The sequence below is a fragment of the Streptomyces sp. yr375 genome, assembly GCF_900110755.1.
Classification (GTDB): Bacteria; Actinomycetota; Actinomycetes; order Streptomycetales; family Streptomycetaceae; genus Streptomyces.
In genome coordinates this window covers 204,178-228,807 of sequence record NZ_FOFF01000007.1, presented here as the reverse complement: position 1 = coordinate 228,807, position 24,630 = coordinate 204,178, and the positions used below count along the sequence as shown (strand labels likewise).

The following is a 24,630-nucleotide window of genomic DNA, read 5'->3' as shown; positions in this document are numbered from 1 at the left end:
GGCACGACCAGGTCACTCGGCCGGTTCGAGGAACCCCTGCTCCACCAGCAGGCGGATCTGGGCGGGCGTGCGGTCCCGTAGGGAGACCGGATCCTCACCCACCAGTTGCGCGATGGCGTCGAGGATCCGGCCGGCGCTCAGCGAGCCGTCGCACACGCCCGCGAAGCCCGCGCCGACCGTGTCCACCTTGGTGGCCCGGCGCATGCCGCGGTGCTGGCGCAGCACGACGTGCTCCGGGTCCTCGGCGCCGGGCAGCCCGACCTGTTCCTGGACGACCTCCGTGACCAGCCGGAAGCGCCCGGCGAGCAGGGCCGCGTCGTCGTGCGCGCGCAGGTAGTCGAGCCGCTCGAAGTGCGCCGCGACCGCGTCGCCGAGCGGCTGTTCGACCGCGTACGACCACTCCTCGACCGTGATCACGGGCTCCACGGCAGCCGTCTTGCGCAGCGTGATCCAGCCGAAGCCGACGGCCTTCACCTTGCGCGCCTCGAACTCGTCCAGCCATGCGTCGTAGTGCGCCTGGTACTCGGCCGGGTCGCCCCGGTGATCGCCGGCGTCCCTCAGCCAGAGCTCGGCGTACTGCGTGACGTCCTGCACCTCGCGCTGCACGATCCAGGCGTCGCACCCGCGCGGCACCCACGACCTGAGCCTGTCCTGCCAGTCCTCCCCTTCCACGTGCTGCCAGTTGGCGAGGAACTGCGCGAACCCGCCGTCGTTCAGCCGTTCCCCCGCCCCTTGAACGAGCGAGCGGCACAGATCGTCCCCGCCCATCCCGCCGTCCCGGTAGGTCAGGCGGGCGCCGGGCGAGATCACGAACGGCGGGTTCGACACGATCAGGTCGTACGTCCCGTCGTCCGGGAGCGGTTCGAACAGCGAGCCCTCGCGCAGGTCCGCGGCCGGGGCGCCGGACAGCGCGAGCGTGAGCGCGGTGCAGTGCAGCGCGCGCGGGTTGAGGTCGGTCGCCGTCACGCGCGTGGCGTGCTGGGCGGCGTGCAGCGCCTGGATGCCGGACCCGGCGCCGAGGTCGAGGGCGGCGGTGACGGGCCTGCGGACGGTGATGCCGGCGAGGGTCGTCGACGCGCCGCCGACGCCCAGGACGACTCCCTCGTCCTTGCTGCCGATGCCACCGGCGCCGCCGACCGCGCATCCCAGGTCGGACACGATGAACCAGTCCTCGCCGTCCGGCCCGCCGTAGGGCCGTACGTCGACGGCCGCGGCGACCTCGTCGTCGCCCGTGGGGACGAGCCAGCCGGCGTCCACGCACGCGCGTACCGGCAAAAACTCCGCCACGCGCGCGTGCGGCACGGGCTGCTGGAGCAGGAAGAGGCGGACGAGCGCCTCCAGCGGCGTGTCCCCGCGGGTCGCGCGCAGCGCGGGCACGGTCTCGCTGCGGGCCAGGGCCGCGTAGGCGGGGGCGCCGAGCAGTTCGAGGAGACCGTCCGCGGTGAAGGAGGCCGCGAGCAGCGACTCGCGCAGCCGCGCGGCGACGTCGGGCCGGTCGGCGGAGGGCAGGGGGGACAGGGGAGGCAGGGTGGCGTTACTCACGCCCCCCATTGTCTCCCGTCACCGCTCACCCGCCCGGACGGATGCCGCTCTCCGGCCACCCGGCCCCGGCCCCGGCCCCGGCTCGGGGTAGCCCGGCCTCAGCCACTCATCGCGCGCGGGCTCAGCTCGTCGTCGCGCGGGCCGAGGCGGAGGCGGCCACCTGCTTGCAGCTTTCCTGCTTGGCCATGGCGTCCTTGACGTCGCCCTGCTCGAGGTTCTTCAGCGCGGTGTTGCCGCTCCTGCTGAGCTTGCCGAGGTCGGTGGCGATGTCCTGGAGGCCGTCGGCGAACTTCGCCTGGTTCTTCGTGTCCAGCGCGTCGACCTGCCGCTTCAGGGCCGCGTAGGAGGTCGAGAGGGTGGTGAGCGCCGAGACGGCGTCCTTCTGCTTCTTCTCGGCGTCGTCGACACCGGGCGGCGTCCCGGCCTTCTGGACGGCCTGTGCGAGCGCGCTGTAGGCGTCGGACATGTCCTGGAAGGCCTGCGAGTCCGTCTTCTGGACGTTCGCGGGAGCGTTGTTGTCGGTCGCGGCCTGCTTGATCGCGGCGTTGGCGGCATCGACCTTCGCGTCCTGGGCCGGCAGCGCGTCGCAGACCTGCTTGGCCCAGGCGTCGAGCTCCTTGTTGCCGTCGTCACTGCTGCATCCCGACAGCGCCAGTACCAGTACCGCACCGCCGGACAGTGCGGCCGCGAGCTTCTTGTTCACCGGATTGGTCCCTTCCATGGCTCTCGGCCCCGGAACATACACGCCAACCGGCCGACACCCCCAGAACGAATGTCCACTATGAGGTTTATTGAAGCTGTTTGCACCAAGAGAGAGAAGCCTCACGGCACCGACACACGAACGACACAGCGGGCGGACCACGCGTCAACACGCGCCGTCCGCCCGCCCTTTGGACCGGGACCCGATGAGCGGGTCTACGAAACCACCGCCGCGTCCGGCGACTTGGACGACGTGTCGGCGTTGTCCTCGTCCCCCACGGCGATGCCGCGCCGCTTGGAGACGTACACGGCGACCACGACGACGACGAGCGCGAGGGCCGCGATCAGGATCCGTACGCCGATGCTCCGGTCGTCGCCGTAGCTGAACTTGATCACGGCGGGCGCGATGAGCAGCGCGACGAGGTTCATGACCTTCAGCAGCGGGTTGATCGCGGGGCCGGCGGTGTCCTTGAAGGGGTCGCCGACCGTGTCCCCGATCACCGTGGCCGCGTGGGCCTCGCTGCCCTTGCCGCCGTGGTGGCCGTCCTCGACGAGCTTCTTGGCGTTGTCCCACGCGCCGCCGGAGTTGGCGAGGAAGACGGCCATCAGCGTGCCCGTGCCGATCGCGCCCGCCAGGAACGCGCCCAGCGCGCCGACCCCGAGCGTGAAGCCGATGAACACCGGCGCCAGGACGGCGAGCAGCCCCGGGGTGGCCAGTTCGCGCAGCGCGTCCCGGGTGCAGATGTCGACGACCTTGCCGTACTCCGGCTCCTCGCTGTAGTCCATGATCCCGGGGTGCTCGCGGAACTGCCGCCGCACCTCGAACACCACGGAACCCGCCGACCGCGCCACCGCGTTGATCGCCAGCCCCGAGAAGAGGAAGACGACCGCCGCGCCCGCAATGAGGCCGACGAGGTTGTTGGGCTGCGAGATGTCCATCATCAGGCTCATCGGCGCGCCCGCCCCGGAGAGTTTCTCGCCGACGTCCTGCGCGCCGGTCGTGATGGCGTCCCGGTACGACCCGAAGAGCGCCGACGCGGCCAGGACTGCGGTGGCGATGGCGATGCCCTTGGTGATGGCCTTGGTGGTGTTGCCGACGGCGTCGAGGTTGGTGAGCACCTGCGCGCCCGCGCCCTCGACGTCACCGGACATCTCGGCGATGCCCTGCGCGTTGTCGGAGACCGGCCCGAAGGTGTCCATCGCGACGATCACACCGACCGTGGTGAGCAGCCCGGTGCCGGCCAGCGACACCGCGAACAGCGCCAGCATGATCGACGTACCGCCGAGCAGGAACGCCCCGTACACGCCCAGGCCGATCAGCAGCGCGGTGTAGACGGCCGATTCGAGCCCGACGGAGATTCCGGCGAGGACGACGGTGGCGGGGCCGGTCAGCGACGACTTGCCGATGTCGCGCACCGGGCGGCGCGTGGTCTCGGTGAAGTAGCCCGTCAACTGCTGGATGACGGCGGCCAGGACGATCCCGATCGCCACCGCGACGAGGGCGAGGACCCGCGGGTCGCCGTTCTTGCCCAGGATCGCCGGGTCGGTGACACCGTCGAGGTCGGCGTACCTGCCCGGCAGATAGACGTAGACCGCCACGGCCACCAGGACCAGCGAGATCACCGCGGAGATGAAGAAGCCCCGGTTGATCGCGGACATGCCACTGCGGTCGGTCCGGCGCGGGGCGACCGCGAAGATGCCGACCATGGCCGTGAGCACGCCGATCGCGGGCACCAGCAGCGGGAAGGCGAGGCCCGCGTCGCCGAAGGCCACCTTGCCGAGGATCAGCGCGGCGACCAGGGTCACGGCGTACGACTCGAAGAGGTCGGCCGCCATGCCCGCGCAGTCGCCGACGTTGTCGCCCACGTTGTCGGCGATGGTCGCGGCGTTGCGCGGATCGTCCTCCGGGATGCCCTTCTCGACCTTGCCGACCAGGTCGGCGCCGACGTCGGCGGCCTTGGTGAAGATGCCGCCGCCGACCCTCATGAACATGGCGATCAGGGCCGCGCCGAGTCCGAAGCCCTCCAGCACCTTCGGCGCGTCGGCCGCGTACACCAGCACCACGCAGGCGGCGCCGAGCAGTCCGAGCCCGACCGTGAACATGCCGACGACGCCGCCCGTACGGAATGCGATCTTCATTGCCCTGTGCGAGACGGCGGTGAGATCCTTTTCCGGTTCACCTTCCGCCGGAGTCGCTTCCCGGGCCGCCGCGGCGACGCGCACATTACTGCGCACGGCGAGCCACATGCCGATATAACCGGTGGCCGCCGAGAACCCCGCACCGATCAGGAAGAAGATCGATCGTCCGGCGCGCTGATCCCAGTCGTCCGCGGGCAGCAGCAGGAGCAGGAAGAACACGACCACGGCGAATACGCCGAGTGTGCGCAGTTGGCGGGCCAGATAGGCGTTGGCGCCTTCCTGGATCGCCGTCGCGATCTTCTTCATGCTGTCGGTGCCCTCGCCGGCCGCGAGTACCTGGCGCAGCAGCACGCCCGCGACCACGAGCGCAGCCAGCGCGACGACCGCGATGACCACCACGAGCAGCCGGTTCCCGTCGGTCAGCACCGCTGCCGCGAGGGTTGTGGGGTGATCCAGTCGCTGAGGGGTAGAAAGCCCCGCCATTCGTCCTCCTTGACGCTTGGGCTGAGCTCAAGATGTGGACGGATTGTAGGTACCGGACCCCGATCAAAACAGAGCACGGTAAACGGAATTAACCGGCACCCGCAAAACCCGCACGGTAATGCCTTCGGGCCATTGGAGATCGCCAGGAGACGACTAGGGCCGATCGTGAATCAATTCACGACACTCAGGATTCCGATATTCCAAGATTTATTTCACGGAACCACTGTAAGCGCGCTCCCCCGGGTCCGCACACGCCGAAGGGCCCTACGAGGTAGGGCCCTTCGGGTAAGAAAAGTCGCCGGACGCGGTCGGGTCGCCGGACGCGTCGGTCGGCAGACGCGGCTCAGGGCAGCGGTACGGTCGCCGATGCGCTCGGCCAGGTCATACGGATCAGCCCGCCGTGCTCCCCGGCGGTGACCTCCACGTCGTCGACGAGGCCGCTGATGACCGCGAGACCCATCTCGTCCTCCTCGGCCTCCGCGTCGGCGTCCGCGCCGGAGCCGGGCACCCGGTCGCCGGGAGCCGAGCGTGGCGCTTCGTCGCCGACCTCGATGGAGAACTGCTTCTCCTCCTCGATCAGCAGCACCTTCACGGGCGCGGTGATGCCGCCGCTCTGGTGCAGTCCGACGGCACGGGTACAGGCCTCGCCCACGGCGAGCCTGACCTCGTCGAGGACGGCCTCGTCCACTCCGGCCCTGCGCGCCACCGCTGCCGCCACCAGTCGGGCGGTCCTGACGTGCTCGGGCAGCGCGCTGAAGCGGAGTTCAACGGTGGCCATGCGTCCCCCTCGGAACTACGGGCGTGCTGTCGGAGGGCCGGGCCACCGAAGCCCGGACCCCCCAATGTTGTTCGACCAGCCGTGCCCGGGCCGCACAGGGCGGCCCGGGACGGGGTGGTCAGTCGGTGGCAGCGACCGCTTCGTCGACCGAGGTGTGAATCGGGAACACCTTGGTCAGACCAGTGATGCGGAAGATCTTCAAAATACGCTCCTGGTTGCAGACCAGGCGGAGCGAGCCCTCATGGGCACGCACCCGCTTCAGTCCGCCGACCAGCACGCCGAGTCCGGTGGAGTCGAGGAAGTCCACGCCCTCCATGTCGACGACAAGGTGGAAATTGCCGTCATTCACCAGCTCGACGAGCTGCTCGCGCAACTTGGGCGCGGTATATACGTCGATTTCGCCACCGACCTCGACGACCGTACGATCGCCGACGGTACGGGTCGACAGAGACAGGTCCACGGATCCTCCAGCACCTTGCTATCGAGCGGTCGCCCCTCGGAACACCTGGGCAGGAGCCCCCGGGACGGTACGCCAGCCGCGATGGCATTCAATCACTTACCGGCAGGCGTGCACGACGCCTTCGCCCCATTGTCCGTCACGCCGGTGACACACTCGGTGCCGATGGCCAAGAATCACCGACCCGATCGACCCTCGCCGGAGGCCGCGCCCCGCCTGTCTCCGAGCGCGATCCTGGACCGGCTCGCCCCGGGACCGAGCCGGGCCTCGCGCATCACTCATACGGAGCACTTGCCCCCGCGTGAGGGCCGCCATGCCGTCTGGCCGGACCGGATTCGCGCGGAGGTCGTCGCGGCCGTGCAGGCAGGCGGCATCGAACACCCCTGGGCGCACCAGGCCCTCGCCGCCGAGCACGCCCTCGACGGCGACTCGGTGGTCGTCGCCACGGGCACCGCGTCCGGCAAGTCCCTGGCCTACCTCGTGCCGGTCCTCTCGGCCCTCCTGGACGGCTCCGAGGCCCCCAACGGCCGCGGGGCCACCACCCTCTACCTGGCCCCCACCAAGGCCCTGGCGGCGGACCAGTGCCGCTCTGTGAAGGAACTTTCACAACCTCTCGGCACCGCGGTGCGGCCGGCCGTGTACGACGGCGACACGCCGTTCGAGGAACGGGAGTGGATCCGCCAGTACGCCAACTACGTCCTGACCAACCCGGACATGCTGCACCGGGGCATCCTCCCGTCCCACCCCCGCTGGTCCTCCTTCCTGAAATCGCTGAAGTACGTCGTCATCGACGAGTGCCACACCTATCGCGGCGTGTTCGGCTCCCACGTCGCCCAGGTGCTGCGCCGGCTGCGCCGCCTGTGCGCCCGCTACGGCGCCTCCCCGGTCTTCCTGCTGGCCTCCGCGACCGCCGCCGAGCCCGCGGTGGCCGCAGGACGCCTCACCGGCCTCCCGGTGGTCGAGGTCGCCGACGACGCCTCACCCCGCGGCGAACTGGTGTTCGCCCTCTGGGAGCCCCCGCTCACCGAGATGCAGGGCGAGAAGGGCGCACCCGTCCGTCGTACCGCCACCGCCGAGACCGCCGACCTGCTGACCGACCTCGCCGTCCAGGGCGTGCGCACCGTCGCCTTCGTCCGCTCCCGGCGCGGCGCGGAGCTGATCGCGCTGATCGCCCAGGAGCGCCTCGCCGAGGTCGACCGCTCACTCGCCCGGCGTGTCGCGGCCTACCGCGGCGGCTACCTCCCCGAGGAACGGCGCGCCCTGGAGCAGGCCCTGCACTCCGGCGAACTCCTCGGCCTGGCCGCCACCACCGCCCTGGAACTCGGCATCGACGTCTCCGGCCTGGATGCCGTCCTGATCGCCGGCTACCCGGGGACACGCGCGTCCCTGTGGCAGCAGGCGGGCCGCGCGGGCCGCTCCGGGCAGGGGGCGCTGGCGGTGCTGGTCGCCCGGGACGACCCGCTGGACACCTTCCTGGTCCACCACCCGGAGGCGCTGTTCGACCGCCCGGTGGAGTCGACGGTCCTCGACCCCGACAACCCCTACGTGCTCGCCCCGCACCTGTGCGCGGCGGCCGCCGAACTCCCGTTGACCGACGAGGACCTGGCCCTGTTCGGCCCCGAGACCGAGGGCCTGCTGCCGCAACTGGAGGCCGCGAAGCTGCTGCGCCGCCGGACGAAGGCCTGGCACTGGACCCGCCGGGAACGGGCCGCCGACCTCACGGACATACGCGGCGAGGGCGGCCGCCCGGTCCAGGTCGTCGAGGAGGGCACGGGCCGGCTGCTGGGCACGGTCGACGCGAGCGCCGCCCACACCACCGTCCACGAGGGCGCGGTCCACCTCCACCAGGGCCGCACGTATCTCGTGCGTTCCCTGGACCTGGAGGACTCCGTCGCCCTGGTCGAGGAGGCCAGCCCGCCGTACTCGACGGTCGCCCGCGACACGACGGCGATCTCCGTCCTGGAGACCGACGTCGAAATCCCGTGGGGCCGGGGCCGGTTGTGCTACGGCTCGGTCGAAGTCACCAACCAGGTCGTCTCCTTCCTGCGTCGACGTGTCATCACCGGTGAAGTCCTGGGCGAGTCGAAGCTCGACCTCCCTCCTCGTACGTTGCGCACCCGCGCGGTGTGGTGGACCGTCACCGAGGACCAACTGGACGCGGCCCGGATCAACCCCGAGATCCTCGGCGGGGCCCTGCACGCCGCCGAACACGCCTCGATCGGCATGCTGCCCCTCTTCGCGACCTGCGACCGCTGGGACATCGGCGGCGTGTCGGTCCCGCTCCACCCCGACACGCTGTTGCCGACGGTCTTCGTCTACGACGGCCATCCCGGCGGCGCGGGCTTCGCGGAGCGCGCCTTCCACACGGCCCGCGCCTGGCTGACCGCCACCCGCCAGGCCATCGCCTCCTGCGAGTGCGACGCCGGCTGCCCGTCCTGCATCCAGTCCCCCAAGTGCGGCAACGGCAACGAACCGCTCCACAAAAGGGGCGCCGTACGCCTCCTCACGGAACTCCTACGGGAGGCTCCCGAGGACGAGGAGAAGGCGGAGGTGGCGGCGGTACAACAAGAGCAGCGGCAGGACCAGCAGCAGGGGCATGGGGCGGGGACGGCTGAGGCAGCATCGGGTCCGCCGCGTCTGCCGCCTCCGCCGGGCCCGCCCGCGCCCTGACCTCGGCTGCGAACAGCCCCCGTCCCGACGCCGCCGTCACGTCCGAGATCTCGCCGACGACGGCGCACCGCACCACTCGCGCGCCCTGTGCCCGGGCCACCCGGTCCGCCCGGGCGCAGGCTCGCTCGACGCCGTCCGTCCAGTGGTCGGCGGCCGCGAGCGCCGCGAGATCGGCGCTGCCCGCGGCCCGGTGCCGGACCGCCACGGCCTGCCCGAGGGCGAGCAGGCCGCCGAAGACCACACACAGCACGGCGATCGCCCCGATGGTCCACACGGTGGCGGAACCACGGTCCCCGCCCCCACGACGCGCTCCACGACGCCCTCCACAGCGCGTTCCACGGGCGCGGAGCCTCATGACCCGGCCTCCCCGTCCGGCGCCGCTCCCGAGGCGTCCTGCGCCGCCCCCACGGCCTCCTCGGCGGCCGCCACGGCCTCCTCCCGCACCTCGAAGGGCAGCAGCCCTCCCAGGACCGGTGGCTTGGCCACGACCACCACGCGGACCTGGTCGCCCTCCCGGCCGACCGTCACCTGCGCCCCGCGCGGGGCGGTCGCCCGGGTCGCCTTCAGGACCTCGGCGGCCGGATCCTGCCGGGCCGCCGCCCGGGCGCCGGTCCTGGCCGCGTCCACGCACCGGATCTGAACGGCCATCGCGAGCAGCCCCCACACCAGCGCCATCGCGAACGCCACCAGCACCGGCAGCACGACGGCCGCCTCCGCCGTCACGAACCCCCGGTCCCCGCCGCACACCCGTCGGCCCGCGCGCGAGGGCCGCCTCCCGCGCTCCCGTACGCGCTCACGCCCCCGCACTGAGCGCCCGTTTCACGATGTTCTGGAGCGCGGCGGCGACCACGTCGCTCGTCACCACCTGGTGGAGGAGCACCGCGAATCCCACGGCCGCCACGATCCCCATCGCGTACTCGGACGTCACCATTCCCGCGTCCCTGCGCGCCCTGCACACCAGGGCACGCAGCCGCGCCCGTACCGCCTTGTACATCTCAACCCCCGTGAGTTTCAGCCGTGTTGATCTGTCGTCTTCGATTTCGATCACGTGTGTCACTTCTCTCCGCCGTTCACCGGCGGCGCGCCGTCATCGCCCACCCCCTTCCAGGACCCCGCCGGCGAGCCCGATCACGATGGGCAGCACGCCGAGCGCGATGAAGGCGGGCAGGAAGCACAGCCCCACCGGCGCGGTGACCATGACGGCCGCCCGCCGGGCCCGAGCCGTCGCGGCGCGCGCCCACGCGGCGCGGGTGTCGGCGGCGAGCCGGGCGACCGGTCCGGCCGCCGGAAGCCCCGACACGTCGGCCCGCTCCAGCAGCCGGGCCAGGGCCGCCGCGCCCGGCATCGCGGCCAACCTCCGCCACGCGGTGGCCGGTTCGCCGCCCAGCCGTACTTCGGCGGCACCGCGCGCCAGTCCCTCCCCGACGGGCCCGCCCAGGGCCTCGCCCACGGCCTGCGCCGCGATGACCGGACCGGCGCCGGCCGCGATGCAGGCGGCCAGCAGGTCGGCGGCGAGCGGTAGTTGCCGCGCGGCGAGGCGGGCGTCGGCCTCGCTCACCGCATCCCCGCCCGCACCGGCACCGGCCGCCTGTTGCTGTCGGCGACGCCACCGCCCCAGCGCCACCGCGCCGATCAACCCCAGCAGGAGCCCGGCGCCGCCGCCGACCACCACCCATCCGGCGCCCACCACCGCCACCTCGGGAAGCCACCGCCGTACGGCCTTCCGCGCGGTGGCGGACCGGGCGTCCGCCGCCGTCTCCGAGGTCAGCAGCTCGGCCAGCCGCCGCCGTGCCCTGCGTTCCCGTCGTACGGTCTCCAGCCACCGCACCAGCCACCAGAGGGCCGCCACGATCCCCACGGCCACCCCCAGCCTGTGGACAACTTCCGCGCTCATACCGCCTCCGTCCATGTCACCCACCTCTCGTCGCCGCTGTCCGCGCCGACCGCCCGCCCGTTCACACCGCCTCCGCCGTGCGTACGATCCGCAGCGCCCACCACATCCCCGCGCCCTTCAGCGCACCGCCGACGAGCAGGCAGCCCAGCCCCGGTCCGGTGTGCAGCAGAACGTGCAGCGGGGCGGCGCCGAGCGCGGCGCCCAGCAGGAGGCCCAGCACCGGCAGGCCGGCGAGCATCACCACCGTGGCGCGAGGCCCAGCCAACTGGGCGCGCATGTCGGCCCGTTGGTCCCGCTCCGCACGCAACGCCCCTTCGAGGCGGTCGAGTCCGGCGGCGAGACCGGCGCCCTGGTCCACGGCCACCCGCCAGCACGCGGCGAGTCCCAGCAGCCCGTCGGCCCCCGGTTGCCGCGCGGCGACGGCGAGAGCCTTGGGCACGTCCCCGCCGAACCGCGCCGCCGCCAACACCGCGGGCTGCGCCGCCCCCAGCCCTCCGGAGTCCCGCGCCGCCCGCTGCAACGCCTCCCCGGGCTGCCGTCCCGCGAGCACCTCCCCGGCCAGCGCCGCGCACAGCGCGATCACCGCGTCCCCTCGGCGCTCCGTCGCCCGCCGCTCCTCGGCGGCCCGCCGTGCCCGGCGCAGCAGTGGCACCCCGGCCGCCCCCGCGACGAACGGCAGCACCGAGCCGCCCAGCACCGCCAGGACCAACCCGGCGACCGGCGCCCACCACTCGGGCCGCCACCGCCGCCGCAGCCTGTGCAGCTCGTCGCTGAGTTGCGGCCACGACGGGGGCCCGCTGCCGACCACCCCGCCTCCGGCGAGCAGCAACTGCGCCCGCCTGCCCCCCGAGTACGGTCCGCCCAGCACCCAGGCCGCCACTCCGGCACAGGCCACCGCCGCGGCCATCGGCACCTCACCCATCACACCCACCCGTCCCTCCCCACTCGTCCCCGCGCTGGTCTCCGTGCTCGCCGCACCCGCCCGTTCCGCCGTCGCCCTCCTCGCCCTCCTCGCTCCCGCTCCGCAGCAGCTCCCGCAGCCGCTCCCAGCCCCGCTCGCGGGCGAAGGCGTCCGCCCGCCACCGCAGTGCCGGCACGGTCCGCACCAGCCCCGAGGGGTCCCGCTCCAGCACGTGCACCTCGTCGATCCGCCGCCGCCCGGCCGGGTCGCGTACGAGGTGCAGGACCACCGACAGGGCGGCCGCCAACTGGCTGTGCAGCGCGGCCCGGTCGAGCCCGGCCGCCGTGCCGAGCGCCTCCAGCCGGGCGGGGACGTCCGCTGCGGCGTTGGCGTGGACCGTGCCGCAGCCGCCCTCGTGGCCCGTGTTGAGCGCGGCCAGCAGATGGACGACCTCCGGCCCGCGCACCTCGCCCACGACGAGCCGGTCCGGCCGCATCCGCAGGGCCTGCCGCACCAGGTCCTCGAGCGTGACGAGCCCGGCGCCCTCCTGGTTGGCGGGTCTGCTCTCCAGGCGGACGACGTGCGGGTGATCGGGGCGCAGCTCCGCGGAGTCCTCCGCGAGCACGATCCGCTCCCCCGGCCCGACCAGGCCGAGCAGAGCGCTCAGCAGGGTCGTCTTGCCGCTGCCGGTGCCGCCGCTGACCAGGAAGGACAGCCGGGCCCGCACCAGGGCCCGCAGCACCCGGTCACCGCCCGGCGGGACCGTGCCCGCGGCCGTCAGTTCGTCGAGCGTGAACGCGCGTGGCCGTACGACGCGCAGCGACAGGCAGGTGCAGCCGACGGCGACCGGGGGCAGCACCGCGTGCAGGCGGGTCCCGTCGGGCAGCCTGGCGTCGGCCCAGGGCCGGGCGTCGTCCAGGCGGCGTCCGGCCACGGCGGCCAGCCGCTGCGCGAGGCGTCGTACGGCCGCCGCGTCGGGGAAGGAGACCCCGGTCAGCTCCAGGCCGCCGCCGCGGTCGACCCAGACCCGGTCCGGGGCCGACACCAGCACGTCGGTCACCCAGGGGTCGGCGAGCAGCGGCTCCAGGGGCCCGCTGCCGATCAGCTCGGACCGCAGTTGCGCGGCGGCGCCGAGGACCTCCGCGTCGCCGAGCACCCGCCCCTGTTCGCGCAGCGCCTGCGCCACGCGCGCGGGTGTCGGTTCGGCCCCGCTGTCGGCGAGCCACTGCCGTACGCCGTCGAGGAGCGCTCCGGGCCCGCGCGCGCTCACCCGTGCGAGCCCGGGCGGCGTGCTCATGAGCCGCCCGCCTCGGTCAGCGCGCGCTCCCAGAACTCCTTGCAGAAGCGGGCGAGGGGCCCGCGCGCGGTCGCGCCCGGCGGTGCCTTGCCGCCGTCGGGGTGCAGCAGTCCCGGCTCGACGGGCACCTCGCCGACCAGCGGCAGTCCGAGCAGCCGGGCCACCTCGCAGTCGTCGAGTCCGGGCGCGTAGGGGCCGCGTACCGCGACCCGCAGGTCGCGCAGCACCATGCCGACGGCGGAGGCCACGCGCCCGCCCGCCGCGACGGCGCGCAGTTCGGCGGGGACCACGAGGAGCCCGAGGTCGAGTTGGGCCAGGACCTCGGAGACCCCGTCGTCGATACGGCGCGGCAGGTCGACGACGACCGTGCCGCCCCGGCGCCGGGCCGCCGCGAGCACCGCGCGTACGGCCTGGGGTGCGATGGAGACGCAGTCGCCCCGGTCCCAACTGAGCACCCGCAGCGCGTGCAGGCTGGGCAGCGACTCCTCCAGGGCGCCGCCGCCGACCCGGCCGCGCGAGGCGGCGAACGCGGGCCAGCGCAGGCCCTCCGCGCTCTCGCCGCCGAGGAGTACGTCGAGTCCGCCGCCCAGTGGATCGGCGTCCACCAGGAGGGTGCGCAGCCCTTCCCGCGCGGAGGTGACGGCGAGGGCGCACGCGAGCGTGGACGCTCCGGCGCCGCCGCGGCCGCCGATGACGCCGACGGTGAGCGCGGGCCAGCCGACTCCTTCGGCGACGTCGGCGATGCGGTCGACCAGCCACTGTTCGCCGTCGGGCAGCATCAGGACGTGGTCGGCGCCGATCTCCACGGCGCGCTGCCACACCCCGGAGTCGTCCTGGTCGCGTCCGACGAGGACCACTCCTCGTCTGCGGGCGGCCCCGCGGACCTTGCGCGCCGCGTCGTCGCCGACCAGGACGAGCGGCGCGGCCTCCCAGCCGCCCCGCTGCTGCGGCACCGAGTGATGCACTTCGGGTGTGGCGCCGGCCGCGGCGCACAGGCGCAGCAGGTCGTCGAGGAGTTCCGCGTCCTCGGTGACGATGAGCGGCTTGCCCGGCCGGTCTTCGCCGGCGGGCGGCGGGTCGTGTGTGACGGCTCCGGTCACGATGTCCATCCCCCTTCGCCGCGAGGCGCGCAGTCCCTGCGGCCCCGCGATTCCCAAACGTGTGAAGAACCGGCGTCCGGCCTCCATATGAACGGCCGACAGAAACCGGCCGCACACGCCCGGCAAACGGAACCGGCCATGTGAAGTCGGCCCGAGCGGACGCGTCGGAATCACCGTGCAGCGAACCCGGAAATCGTGTGGATCTTGGTGGAAAACTGTGGACGAGCGGGGCGTTGTGAATATCGCCGTCACCCGAACCGGTGACCCCTGCACTACTCCGTGTACGACTTCCACAGAGCAGCCCGACGGCTACACACGGTGAGGGGAGGTGGACATGCGAAAGAGGCGGCCGCAGCCGCCTCGATGCGGCACCACGGCCGCGCACAGAAGAGAGAAACCCACCGGGACATGCGACGACCCCCGCCGGGGGGGGAGAGCGGGGGTCGTCTCCACGGCCGACTCGGGGGGGGAGGAGCCGGACCGCGTTAGCACGGTCGCGAACGATCCGTGACTTCCATGGTGTACCCGAGAGGCCTCTCAGGCAAACCAACGCGCTCACCTTACGCCGAATGGGCTGCCCTTATGCTCTTGCTTGTGGAAAACCACTTCTTGCCTCGCACAGCGGCCTTCTTTGACCTGGACAAGACGGTCATTGCGAAGTCGAGCACGCTCACCTTCAGCAAGTCCTTCTACCAAGGCGGGCTGATCAACCGCAGGGCGGCCTTGCGGACCGCATATGCCCAGTTCGTGTTCCTGGTCGGCGGTATGGACCACGACCAGATGGAACGAACGCGCGAGTATCTGTCCGCTCTCGTGCGCGGCTGGAACGTCCAGCAGGTGAAGGAGATCGTGGCCGAGACCCTGCACGACCTGATCGACCCGCTCATCTACGACGAGGCGGCCTCGCTGATCGAGGAGCACCACACCGCCGGCCGTGACGTCGTCATCGTGTCCACGTCGGGCGCCGAGGTGGTCGAGCCGATCGGTGAGCTGCTCGGCGCGGACCGCGTGGTCGCCACCCGCATGGTCGTGGGCGAGGACGGCTGTTTCACCGGCGAGGTGGAGTACTACGCCTACGGCCCGACGAAGGCGGAGGCGGTCAAGGAGCTGGCCGAGTCCGAGGGGTACGACCTGTCGCGCTGCTACGCCTACAGCGACTCGGCGACCGACCTGCCGATGCTGCAGGCGGTGGGGCACCCGCACGCCGTGAACCCGGACCGGACCCTGCGGCGCGAGGCCGTCGCGCGCGGCTGGCCGATTCTCGACTTCCACCGGCCGGTGCGCCTCAAGCAGCGGATCCCCCGGTTCTCCGTACCGCCCCGCCCGGCGCTGGTCGCGGCCGCGGCCATAGGAGCGGCGGCGGCCACCGCGGGCCTCGTCTGGTACGCCAGTCGGCGCCGGGCGACGGCGACCGCCTGACCTGCCCGTTTAAAACCCTTTTGGCGGCAAAAGCAAAGAACTGGTGCCAGCACTTCCGCTTGTCCGGGGTCTGGAGTACAAAGGACTTAACGGCCCGCGAGACCAAGGACATCCGAGAGGATCACCTTAATAACGCATTTGGCCCCACGGACCGCGCATGACCACCGGGCACCCACGCGACGTCGACCCGTCGATTACGGGCCAGCCGCACCAGGTCACGGGCGAAGTTCCCGGCCTGATGGGCAATATATCGAGGACGCCTGGTAACCGGGTGAGCATGCCAGCGGCGGTACGAGGACTCGTACCGCCGCAACCCTTTGCAAGGGCCCCGCGCGGGGGCCTTTTTTCGTAACGCGCCACTACGCGCGCGTGGCGCGTTACGCCGCCCCTCGTTGCAGCGCCTCGCACACCGCCGTCGACTCGCGCGCGCCCAGCTCGACCGCCCTGCCGCAGTGGGCGATCCAGGCCGCCATGCCGTCCGGGGTGCCGGAGACGTAGCCGTCCAGCGCCGCCAGATAGGCCGCCCGCCCCAGCTCGGCGTGACCCACCTCGGCCGGGCAGACCGACTTGGGGTCGAGGCCGCCGCCGATGAGGACGATGCGCGCGGCGGCCCGCGCGACCAGGCCGTTGTGGGACGTGAAGGGGCGCAGGGCCAGCAGCTCGCCGTGCACGACGGCGGCCGTCACCAGGGCGGGCGCGGATCCTCCCGCGATGATCAGCTCGGACAGTCCCTCCAGGCGTCCAGCCAGCTCGGCGGCGCTCGGCAGCGGCAGCTCGATCAGCGGCTCGTCGACCGCCTCGCCGGCCTGCCGCGGCCGCCCGACCTCGCCCCCGTCGCTCGCGGCGGCCACCAGGTGCAGCCGCGCCAGCACCCGCAGCGGCGACTGCCTCCAGATGGACAGCAACTGGCCCGCCTCGGCGGTCAGCCGCAGCGCGGCGCCCATGATCCGCGCCTCGTCGTCGACGCTGAAGTCGGTGCGCCGCCGCACCTCTTCCAGCGCCCAGTCCGCCCCGGAGAGCGCCGCCGAGCCGCGGGCGCCGCGCAGGGCGGCCTCGGAGGTGATCGCGGTGCTGCGGCGGCGCATCACCCGGTGGCCGTAGACCCGGTCCACGGCCTTGCGCATGGACTCCACGGACTCGGCCACACCGGGCAACGAGCCCAGGGCCGCAAGCGGATCGGCGGACGCGCCTGTCGTACTCATGAGTACGACACTACGCAACCCCTGCGCACGCCCCACGAAGGAGTGGTCTTCTTCACGCACGCCTGTCACATACAGCTATCGACGCACTACCCTTTGTGAACATGAAAATTGCTTTCGTCGGGAAGGGCGGCAGTGGCAAGACCACGCTGTCCTCCCTGTTCATCCGCCAGCTCGCCGCCGACGGCGCGCCGGTGATCGCGGTCGACGCGGACATCAACCAGCACCTGGGGCCCGCTCTCGGGCTGGACGAGGCGGAGGCCGCCGCGCTGCCCGCGATGGGCGACCGGCTGCCGCTGATCAAGAACTACCTGCGCGGCGCCAACCCCCGCGTCACCTCCGCCGAAACGATGATCAAGACGACCCCGCCCGGCGAGGGCTCCCGGCTGCTGCGGGTGCGCGAGGAGAACCCGGTGTACGACGCCTGTGCCCGGCCGGTGGAACTCGACGGCGGCGCCGTCCGTTTGATGGTCACGGGCCCCTTCACGGACGCCGACCTGGGGGTCGCCTGCTACCACTCCAAGACGGGAGCGGTGGAGCTGTGCCTGAACCACCTGGTCGACGGGCGTGACGAGTACGTCGTGGTCGACATGACGGCAGGCTCGGACTCCTTCGCCTCCGGCATGTTCACCCGCTTCGACATCACGTTCCTCGTCGCCGAGCCGACCCGGAAGGGGGTCTCCGTCTATCGCCAGTACAAGGAGTACGCCCGCGACTTCGGCGTCGAGCTGAAGGTCGTCGGCAACAAGGTGCAGGGCCAGGACGACGTCGACTTCCTCCGCGCCGAGGTCGGGGGCGACCTGCTGGTGACGGTCGGGCACTCCGACTGGGTGCGCGCCATGGAGAAGGGCCGGCCGCCCCGGTTCGAGCTCCTGGAGGACACCAACCGCCACGCCCTGCGCCTGCTGCACACGACCGCCGACTCGGCGTACGAACGGCGCGACTGGGAGCGCTACACCCGGCAGATGGTGCACTTCCACCTGAAGAACGCCGAGTCCTGGGGTAACGAACGCACCGGGGCCGACCTGGCGGCGCAGGTCGACCCCGGGTTCGTCCTCGACGAAGGCGTCACGGCTTCCGTGTGACGGCTACCGCCTGACCGCCGGCGCCCCGGGCGCGCCCTTCGGGGCCGGAGCGGGGCTGCCGGGCAGGAAGGACGCCCAGCCCTGCTTCGGGGCCTCGCCCACCTCCAGGGTGCGCAGCTTGGCCAGCGTCTTGGGGTCCTGGGCGTCCAGCCAGTCGGCCAACTGCCGGAAGGACACGCAGCGCACGTCCCGCTTGTTGCAGACGTTCTCGACGACCTCCTCGACGGCGCGCATGTACGTGCCGCCGTTCCAGGACTCGAAGTGGTTGCCGATGATCAGCGGTGCGCGGTTGCCGTCATAGGCCCGGTGGAAGCCCTTGAGCAGGCTGTCGCGCATCTGGTCGCCCCAGAACTCGCGCTTGTCGGGGTCGCCCTGGGTGGCGGTGCCGGACTGGTTGACCATGAAGTTGTAGTCCATGGTGAGCTGCTCGTAGCTGTGGCCGCGGAAGGGCACGAGCTGCATCGACAGGTCCCACAGGCCCTCCTTCTTGCCGGGCCAGACCTGGTTGTCGACGCCGCTGGTGTCGTAGCGGAAGCCCAGCTCGTGGGCGGCCTTCATGAAGTTCTTCTGGCCTTCGAGGCAGGGGGTGCGGGCGCCGACGAGTTCCTTGTCGTAGTCGAAGGGCAGCGGGGCCGCCTTCTTCATGCCGGTGTTGGTCTTCCAGGTCTTCACGAACTGCTTGGCCTGGGCGATCTCGTCCTTCCACTCCTCGACCGACCACTCGCCGACGCCGCCGTTCTTCCCGCAGAAGTGGCCGTTGAAGTGGGTGCCGATCTCGTTGCCCTCCAGCCACGCCAGGCGCAACTGCTTCACGGTGTCGGCGATGCCCTGCTCGTCGTTGAAGCCGATGTCGGAGCGGCCCGGCGAGTGCTGCGGCGGCTTGTACAGGTCGGCCTTCTCCTGCGGCAGCATGTACACGCCGCTGAGGAAGTACGTCATCGTCGCGTGGTTGGCCTTGGAGACCTTGCGGAAGTGCGAGAACAGTTTCTGGCTGTCCTCGCCGGCGCCGTCCCAGGAGAAGACCACGAACTGCGGCGGTTTCTGGCCCGGCTTCAGGCGCTCGGGCCGGGGCAGGTGGGGCTGCGCCCCGGTGTACGCGGTGGAGCCGTCGCCGATCAGGCGGACCACGCTCTTGGGCGCGGGAGCCGGCTTCGCCTGTTGCGGGCCTGACGCCCCGACGTGGGAAACATGGGAACCATCGGCTCCCGTCGCGCAACCGGCGAGCGATGCGGCGACAGCCGCGGCGACCACTGCGCCCGCGGCGATCCTCTGGGTGGCGGCCATCTTCCGCCCACCTTCTTCCTTCTCTCGGCCAACGCCGACGAGGGCGTTCTCTGGTGGCGCGCCGGGACGAACCGGCGGCGCAGTCAAAGTCGCATGGGACCGAGAATGAATTAGTACGACAAGCCGACAAAAAGACCACTTCACTCTTGCGGGTGATCCACTGCCCTATTTGCCGCAAAAATCCATGCATGACCTTTACTCTGCATTACGATCTATTTACCGATTGTTGATTTCATCCCGCCGCTGCACGCCGTGACCCACGGCCGCGACCGCCCCCGCCACAGCCGGGGGCCCACCAGTTCCGCGACCGCGCTGCCCCGGAGGAGACGGGAACATGTCCGCCTGCGTCCCCACCCGCACTGCCCACTCGACCCGTTCGACCCACTCGACGCGCACCGAGCGCAACCACCCGCCCCACAGCCCCCCACCGCCCCCGCACCGCCGCTTCCGCATCGCGGGCGCGGACGTGTCCGCTTCGATCGCGGTCTTCCTGATCGCCCTGCCCCTGTCCCTCGGCATCGCCCTCGCCACCGGCGCGCCCCTCCAGGCCGGGCTCGTCGCCGCGGCCGTGGGCGGGATCGTCGCCGGCTGGATCGGCGGCTCACCGCTCCAGGTCAGCGGCCCCGCGGCCGGCCTGACCGTCGTCACCGCCGACCTCATCCACCGCTACGGCTGGCGGACGACCTGCGCCGTCACCGTCCTCGCCGGGCTCGTCCAACTGGGCCTCGGCTGCCTGCGCGTGGCGCGCACCGCGCTCGCCGTGAGCCCCGCCATCGTGCACGGCATGCTCGCCGGCATCGGCGTCACCATCGCCGTCGCCCAACTGCACGTCGTCCTCGGCGGCAGCCCCCAGAGCTCCGTCCTCGACAACCTCCGCGCCCTGCCCGCCCAGTTGGCCCGCCTGCAGCCCGCGGCCGTGGCCGTGAGCGTGCTGACCCTGACCCTGCTGCTGCTCTGGCCGCGCATCCCCGGCCGGGTCGGCCGCCTGCTGCACAAGGTGCCCGCCGCACTCGTCGCCGTCACGGGCGCGACCGCGATCGCCGCGCTCACCGGCCTCACCCTGCCTAAGGTCGACCTGCCGTCCTGGAGCAGTCACGCCCTGGCCGGGCTGCCCGAGGGGCCGGTGCTCGGGCTCGTCGCCGCCGTCCTCACCACCACGCTGGTGTGCAGCGTGCAGTCGCTGCTGGGCGCGGTCGCCGTGGACAAGCTGATCGCCTCCGACCCCGGCCTGCTCAGCTCCCGCTCCGCCCGAGTCGGCCGCTCCGACCTGGACCGCGAACTGCTCGGCCAGGGCGCGGCCAACATCGTCTCCGGCGCACTCGGCGGACTGCCGGTGGCGGGCGTCGCGGTGCGCAGTTCGGCAAATGTCCAAGCCGGTGCCGTGAGCCGGAACTCCACGATGCTGCACGGCGTTCTCGTAGTAGTCGCCGCGTTGCTGATGGTCCCGATCCTGGATCTCATCCCGCTCGCCTCACTCGCCGCCCTGGTGATGGCCGTCGGCATCCAGATGGTGTCCCTGCACCACATTCGCACGGTGACTCGCCACCGAGAGGTGCTGGTGTACGCCGTCACCACCCTCGGCGTGGTGGTCCTCGGCGTCCTGGGGGGCGTGATGCTCGGCATCGCCGTGGCCGTCGCCGTCGCCCTGCACCGCCTCGCCCGCACCCGCATCACGCACCACGAGAAGGAAGGAGTCCATCACGTACACGTACGAGGCCAGTTGACGTTCCTCGCCGTGCCACGGCTCAGCCGCATCCTGCACCTCATGCCCCAAGGGTCCTACGTCGTAGTCGAGTTGGACGGCTCCTTCATGGACCACGCGGCATACGAGTCCCTACAGGACTGGCAGAAGTCGCACACCGCGCGAGGCGGCTCCGTCAAGCTCACCGGCCGCCGCTCCGACAGGGGGCCCGACACCCGAGCCGGCCTGGAGACACACACCGGCGTCGGCACCAGCACCAGTACCGGCACCGGCGCGGGCACCGGCTCCGGAGCCGAAGGGGGCGAGTCGACCGCTCCCCGAGGTCTCGACCCGGTTCCCGGCGGAGACACCCCGATCGCCGACTGCCGCTGCCGCCCGTGGACACCGTGGCGCAACCACCAGTGCGAGGTGCCACGGCGTACGACGGCGACAGCGACACCCCTGACGGCGAGAACGCCCAGGACGCCCAGCGGGGCGGACTCGGCACACTCGCCGGACTCGGCAGAGACGCCGGACGCAGCGCAGGGTAAAAACCAGAGGAAGGAGACGACAGAACCCACGGAGCCAACCGAGCACGCCGAACACACTGGGCACACGGAACATGCCGGGCACTCCGAGCACACCCAGCGCGCCGCACACACCGAGCACTCCGAGCCAAGTGGGCATCAACTGGTGCGTGGTATCAGCGCGTTCCAGCGGAACACCGCGCCGCTGGTGCGGGGGGAGCTGGCGCGGCTGGCCCGGGAGGGGCAGCGGCCCACGCAGCTCTTCCTCACCTGCGCCGACTCTCGGCTGGTCACCTCGATGATCACCTCCAGTGGTCCCGGCGACCTGTTCGTGGTGCGCAATGTGGGCAACCTCGTGCCGCCGCCCGGCGGGGAGAGCGGGGACGACTCGGTGGCGGCGGCGATCGAGTACGCGGTGGACGTGCTGAAGGTGCGGTCCATCACGGTGTGCGGGCACTCGGGGTGCGGGGCCATGCAGGCGCTGCTCAACTCCGAACCGGGTGGCCCCCGGACCCCGCTGAAGCGGTGGTTGCGGCACGGGTTGCCGAGTCTGGAGCGGATGGCCGACGACAGCCGCCCCTGGGCCCGGCTGGCCGGGCGGACACCGGTGGACGCGGTCGAGCAGCTCTGCCTGACCAACGTGGTCCAGCAGTTGGAGCATCTACGGGCCCACGAGTCGGTGGCCGGGGCCCTGCGGGCCGGGGCGCTGGAGCTGCACGGGCTGTACTTCCACGTGGGCGAAACACAGACGTACCTGCTCACCGGGGAAAGCGGCGGCGGGCTGTTCGACCACGTGGGAGTCGCGGACCTGACGGCGTGACGATGTGAGGACGTGTCGATGGGAAGCGTCCGCCGAGTCCCTCTCCTCGGCGGGCGCCGCCCGACGCCACCAGGGCCGGGGCCAGGCGCGGGTGTGAAAGGCGTTACACCGGCTGAACTCCGTCGGGCCCCCGCCCGTGGGTACGGATGACCCCGACCCGCACCACACCGCACCACACCGACCCCACCAGGCCACTCCTCACCGCACACCCCACCCAGCCCACCCCGCCGATCGCAGTCCACCGCACACCACACAAGCCGGACTCCCGCCGAACCGGACTCCAGCGAACCGGGGTCCCAGAGAACCGACTCCGCCGAACCGGGGCCCCACCGAACCGGACTCCACCGAACCGAACTACACCGAACCGAACTCCAACAGGTCTAAACCAATATTTCGTCGGCCCTTGTCACCGGGCCCCTGGGTCTGATGAGCTGTGGCCTGGGACACAACGGACACGGATACCTTCGAGAGGCAGATGTCGTGAGCAACGAGAGCCTGGCCAACCTGCTCAAGGAAGAGCGCAGGTTCGCGCCGCCCGCCGACCTGGCGGCGAACGCCAACGTCACGGCGGCGGCGTACGAGCAGGCCAAGGCTGACAGGCTCGGCTTCTGGGCCGCGCAGGCCCGTCGGCTGACCTGGGCCAAGGAGCCGACGGAGACGCTGGACTGGTCGAACCCGCCGTTCGCCAAGTGGTTCAAGGACGGCGAGCTCAACGTCGCCTACAACTGCGCCGACCGGCATGTGGAGGCCGGGCACGGGGACCGGGTCGCCATCCACTTCGAGGGCGAGCCCGGCGACAGCCGCGCCATCACCTACGCCGAGCTCAAGAGCGAGGTGTCGAAGGCCGCAAACGCCCTGCTGGAGCTGGGAGTTCGCAAGGGCGACCGGGTCGCCGTCTACATGCCGATGATCCCGGAGACGGCGATCGCGATGCTGGCCTGCGCCCGGATCGGCGCCGCGCACTCCGTCGTCTTCGGCGGCTTCTCGGCGGACGCGCTGGCCACCCGTATCCAGGACGCGGACGCCAAGGTCGTCATCACGTCCGACGGCGGCTACCGGCGCGGGAAGCCGTCCGCGCTGAAGCCGGCGGTCGACGACGCGGTCGCGCGCGTGGACAGCGTCGAACACGTGCTGGTGGTCCGCCGTACCGGCCAGGAGGTCGCGTGGGACGACAGCCGGGACGTCTGGTGGCACGAGATCGTCGAACGGCAGTCGGCCGAGCACACGCCCGAGGCGTTCGAGGCCGAGCACCCGCTGTTCATCCTCTACACCTCCGGCACCACCGGTAAGCCGAAGGGCATCCTGCACACCTCCGGCGGCTACCTCACTCAGGCCGCGTACACGCACCACGCCGTCTTCGACCTCAAGCCGGAGACCGACGTGTACTGGTGCACGGCCGACGTCGGCTGGGTCACCGGGCACTCGTACATCGTGTACGGGCCGCTGGCCAACGGCGCGACGCAGGTCATGTACGAGGGCACGCCCGACACCCCGCACCAGGGCCGCTTCTGGGAGATCGTGCAGAAGTACGGAGTGACGATCCTGTACACGGCGCCGACCGCCATCCGTACGTTCATGAAGTGGGGCGACGACATCCCCGCGAAGTTCGACCTCTCCTCCCTGCGCGTGCTCGGCTCGGTCGGTGAGCCCATCAACCCCGAGGCCTGGATCTGGTACCGCAAGCACATCGGCGCCGACCTGACCCCGATCGTCGACACCTGGTGGCAGACCGAGACGGGCGCGATGATGATCTCGCCGCTGCCCGGCGTCACCGAGACCAAGCCCGGTTCCGCGCAGACGCCGCTGCCCGGCATCTCCGCGACGGTCGTCGACGACGAGGCGAACGAGGTGCCGAACGGCGGGGGCGGCTACCTGGTCCTCACCGAGCCGTGGCCGTCGATGCTGCGCACCATCTGGGGCGACGACCAGCGCTTCCTCGACACGTACTGGTCGCGTTTCCCGGGCAAGTACTTCGCCGGGGACGGCGCGAAGAAGGACGACGACGGGGACATCTGGCTCCTCGGGCGCGTCGACGACGTGATGCTCGTGTCGGGCCACAACATCTCGACCACCGAGGTCGAGTCGGCGCTCGTGTCGCACCCGGCCGTCGCCGAGGCGGCCGTGGTGGGCGCCGCCGACGAGACGACCGGGCAGGCCATCGTCGCCTTCGTCATCCTGCGCGGCACGGCGAACGCGGACGACGAGAACCTCGTCGCCGATCTGCGCAACCACGTCGGGGCCACGCTCGGACCGATCGCCAAGCCGAAGCGGGTCCTGCCGGTCGCGGAGCTGCCGAAGACCCGGTCCGGCAAGATCATGCGCCGGCTGCTGCGGGACGTCGCGGAGAACCGTCAGCTCGGTGACGTCACCACCCTGACCGACTCCACGGTCATGGACCTCATCCAGACGAAGCTCCCGGCCGCGCCGAGCGAGGACTGAGCACACCGGTAGGTCTCGGTCGGCAGGTCTGCAGGTCTGCAGGTCTGCAGGTCGGTGAAGGGCACTCGGCGGCAAGCGCGCCGGGTGCCCTTTTCGCACCTAACGTAGGGATCGCCGGATTCCTCCCCGCGCACTTTAGGTAGACTAACTTTAGGTAGGCTAAACAAAAAGGTGCGCCGGGAAGTCTGGTCGGCATGTGCTCAGCCCTGCCCACCG

Annotated in this window: 18 protein-coding genes and 1 pseudogene; 5 read left to right on the top strand and 14 right to left on the bottom strand. The window is 71.8% G+C overall.

Going from position 1 to position 24,630, the window contains the following annotated elements; translation table 11 throughout:
- Positions 1 to 12 precede the first annotated feature (12 nt).
- From BMZ82_RS10900 to bldG, 5 genes are all read right to left on the bottom strand, one after another.
- A complete protein-coding gene (locus BMZ82_RS10900) occupies positions 13 to 1,542 on the bottom strand; it encodes a DUF7059 domain-containing protein (RefSeq protein WP_177244451.1) in 1,530 nt (509 codons plus the stop codon).
- A 121-nt stretch (positions 1,543 to 1,663) separates the two neighbouring features.
- Complete coding sequence (locus tag BMZ82_RS10895) at positions 1,664 to 2,263, bottom strand: small secreted protein (protein ID WP_093774239.1); 600 nt, start codon at positions 2,261 to 2,263, stop codon at positions 1,664 to 1,666.
- Between the two features lie 194 nt (positions 2,264 to 2,457).
- A complete protein-coding gene (locus BMZ82_RS10890) occupies positions 2,458 to 4,863 on the bottom strand; it encodes a sodium-translocating pyrophosphatase (protein ID WP_093774237.1) in 2,406 nt (801 codons plus the stop codon).
- A 343-nt stretch (positions 4,864 to 5,206) separates the two neighbouring features.
- Entirely contained in the window at positions 5,207 to 5,641 is a 435-nt protein-coding gene (locus tag BMZ82_RS10885; RefSeq protein WP_093774235.1) for an ATP-binding protein, read from the bottom strand.
- Between the two features lie 118 nt (positions 5,642 to 5,759).
- Complete coding sequence (gene bldG / locus BMZ82_RS10880; protein ID WP_009189842.1) at positions 5,760 to 6,101, bottom strand: anti-sigma factor antagonist BldG; 342 nt, start codon at positions 6,099 to 6,101, stop codon at positions 5,760 to 5,762.
- Positions 6,102 to 6,182: 81 nt separating this feature from the next.
- Here bldG and BMZ82_RS10875 point away from each other — a divergent pair, with 81 nt between their 5' ends.
- Positions 6,183 to 8,768 (top strand): DEAD/DEAH box helicase, encoded by a 2,586-nt coding sequence (locus BMZ82_RS10875; RefSeq protein ID WP_256251849.1) that lies wholly within the window; start codon positions 6,183 to 6,185, stop codon positions 8,766 to 8,768.
- 40 nt (positions 8,769 to 8,808) lie between these two features.
- Here the strand turns inward: BMZ82_RS10875 and BMZ82_RS10870 are convergent.
- From BMZ82_RS10870 to ssd, 7 genes and pseudogenes are all read right to left on the bottom strand, one after another.
- Positions 8,809 to 9,123, bottom strand: a pseudogene (locus BMZ82_RS10870) (Rv3654c family TadE-like protein); the annotation flags it as partial.
- The gene (locus tag BMZ82_RS10865; protein WP_177244450.1) at positions 9,120 to 9,491 is read right to left on the bottom strand and encodes a TadE family type IV pilus minor pilin; all 372 of its coding nucleotides are present in this window, start codon (positions 9,489 to 9,491) and stop codon (positions 9,120 to 9,122) included. The gene BMZ82_RS10865 and the pseudogene BMZ82_RS10870, both read right to left, overlap by 4 nt.
- A 70-nt stretch (positions 9,492 to 9,561) precedes the next feature.
- Positions 9,562 to 9,762 (bottom strand): DUF4244 domain-containing protein, encoded by a 201-nt coding sequence (locus BMZ82_RS10860; RefSeq protein ID WP_093774313.1) that lies wholly within the window; start codon positions 9,760 to 9,762, stop codon positions 9,562 to 9,564.
- A gap of 93 nt (positions 9,763 to 9,855) precedes the next feature.
- Positions 9,856 to 10,662, bottom strand: a complete 807-nt coding sequence (locus BMZ82_RS10855) for a type II secretion system F family protein (protein WP_093774231.1) — start codon at positions 10,660 to 10,662, stop codon at positions 9,856 to 9,858.
- Positions 10,663 to 10,723: 61 nt separating this feature from the next.
- Positions 10,724 to 11,584, bottom strand: coding sequence for a type II secretion system F family protein (locus BMZ82_RS10850; RefSeq protein WP_256251853.1), 861 nt, complete (start codon positions 11,582 to 11,584; stop codon positions 10,724 to 10,726).
- Positions 11,577 to 12,860, bottom strand: coding sequence for a TadA family conjugal transfer-associated ATPase (locus BMZ82_RS10845; RefSeq protein ID WP_093774229.1), 1,284 nt, complete (start codon positions 12,858 to 12,860; stop codon positions 11,577 to 11,579). Before BMZ82_RS10845 ends, BMZ82_RS10850 begins: the two co-directional genes overlap by 8 nt.
- Positions 12,857 to 13,969: a septum site-determining protein Ssd gene (gene ssd, locus BMZ82_RS10840; RefSeq protein WP_177244449.1), complete on the bottom strand. Its 1,113-nt coding sequence runs from the start codon at positions 13,967 to 13,969 to the stop codon at positions 12,857 to 12,859. The genes BMZ82_RS10845 and ssd overlap by 4 nt, the downstream gene beginning before the upstream one ends.
- A gap of 573 nt (positions 13,970 to 14,542) precedes the next feature.
- Between ssd and BMZ82_RS10835 the strand changes: the two genes are divergently transcribed.
- Positions 14,543 to 15,379, top strand: coding sequence for an HAD family hydrolase (locus BMZ82_RS10835; protein WP_093774227.1), 837 nt, complete (start codon positions 14,543 to 14,545; stop codon positions 15,377 to 15,379).
- Positions 15,380 to 15,756: 377 nt separating this feature from the next.
- Here BMZ82_RS10835 and BMZ82_RS10830 read toward each other — a convergent pair whose 3' ends face one another.
- Positions 15,757 to 16,581, bottom strand: coding sequence for a Fic family protein (locus tag BMZ82_RS10830; protein ID WP_093774225.1), 825 nt, complete (start codon positions 16,579 to 16,581; stop codon positions 15,757 to 15,759).
- 101 nt (positions 16,582 to 16,682) lie between these two features.
- On the opposite strand from BMZ82_RS10830, the gene BMZ82_RS10825 reads away from it, so the two are divergent.
- Positions 16,683 to 17,663, top strand: coding sequence for an ATP-binding protein (locus BMZ82_RS10825; protein WP_093774305.1), 981 nt, complete (start codon positions 16,683 to 16,685; stop codon positions 17,661 to 17,663).
- A gap of 3 nt (positions 17,664 to 17,666) precedes the next feature.
- Here BMZ82_RS10825 and BMZ82_RS10820 read toward each other — a convergent pair whose 3' ends face one another.
- On the bottom strand, positions 17,667 to 18,947 hold the full coding sequence (locus tag BMZ82_RS10820; protein WP_093774223.1) for a polysaccharide deacetylase family protein: 1,281 nt from the start codon (positions 18,945 to 18,947) through the stop codon (positions 17,667 to 17,669).
- Positions 18,948 to 19,281: 334 nt separating this feature from the next.
- Between BMZ82_RS10820 and BMZ82_RS10815 the strand changes: the two genes are divergently transcribed.
- Entirely contained in the window at positions 19,282 to 21,975 is a 2,694-nt protein-coding gene (locus tag BMZ82_RS10815; protein ID WP_093774221.1) for a bifunctional SulP family inorganic anion transporter/carbonic anhydrase, read from the top strand.
- Positions 21,976 to 22,455: 480 nt separating this feature from the next.
- On the top strand, positions 22,456 to 24,414 hold the full coding sequence (gene acs / locus BMZ82_RS10810; protein ID WP_093774219.1) for an acetate--CoA ligase: 1,959 nt from the start codon (positions 22,456 to 22,458) through the stop codon (positions 24,412 to 24,414).
- The last annotated feature ends 216 nt before the right edge of the window (positions 24,415 to 24,630 follow it).

Bases quoted from the DNA above. Each gene is read 5' to 3' on its own strand.
- BMZ82_RS10895 (WP_093774239.1), bottom strand. From the start codon at position 2,263: ATGGAAGGGACCAATCCGGTGAACAAGAAGCTCGCGGCCGCACTGTCC.
- BMZ82_RS10890 (WP_093774237.1), bottom strand. From the start codon at position 4,863: ATGGCGGGGCTTTCTACCCCTCAGCGACTGGATCACCCCACAACCCTC.
- BMZ82_RS10885 (WP_093774235.1), bottom strand. From the start codon at position 5,641: ATGGCCACCGTTGAACTCCGCTTCAGCGCGCTGCCCGAGCACGTCAGG.
- BMZ82_RS10875 (WP_256251849.1), top strand. From the start codon at position 6,183: ATGGCATTCAATCACTTACCGGCAGGCGTGCACGACGCCTTCGCCCCA.
- BMZ82_RS10860 (WP_093774313.1), bottom strand. From the start codon at position 9,762: ATGTACAAGGCGGTACGGGCGCGGCTGCGTGCCCTGGTGTGCAGGGCG.
- BMZ82_RS10855 (WP_093774231.1), bottom strand. From the start codon at position 10,662: ATGAGCGCGGAAGTTGTCCACAGGCTGGGGGTGGCCGTGGGGATCGTG.
- BMZ82_RS10850 (WP_256251853.1), bottom strand. From the start codon at position 11,584: ATGGGTGAGGTGCCGATGGCCGCGGCGGTGGCCTGTGCCGGAGTGGCG.
- BMZ82_RS10845 (WP_093774229.1), bottom strand. From the start codon at position 12,860: ATGAGCACGCCGCCCGGGCTCGCACGGGTGAGCGCGCGCGGGCCCGGA.
- ssd (WP_177244449.1), bottom strand. From the start codon at position 13,969: ATGGACATCGTGACCGGAGCCGTCACACACGACCCGCCGCCCGCCGGC.
- BMZ82_RS10835 (WP_093774227.1), top strand. From the start codon at position 14,543: ATGCTCTTGCTTGTGGAAAACCACTTCTTGCCTCGCACAGCGGCCTTC.
- BMZ82_RS10830 (WP_093774225.1), bottom strand. From the start codon at position 16,581: ATGAGTACGACAGGCGCGTCCGCCGATCCGCTTGCGGCCCTGGGCTCG.
- BMZ82_RS10825 (WP_093774305.1), top strand. From the start codon at position 16,683: ATGAAAATTGCTTTCGTCGGGAAGGGCGGCAGTGGCAAGACCACGCTG.
- BMZ82_RS10820 (WP_093774223.1), bottom strand. From the start codon at position 18,947: ATGGCCGCCACCCAGAGGATCGCCGCGGGCGCAGTGGTCGCCGCGGCT.
- BMZ82_RS10815 (WP_093774221.1), top strand. From the start codon at position 19,282: ATGTCCGCCTGCGTCCCCACCCGCACTGCCCACTCGACCCGTTCGACC.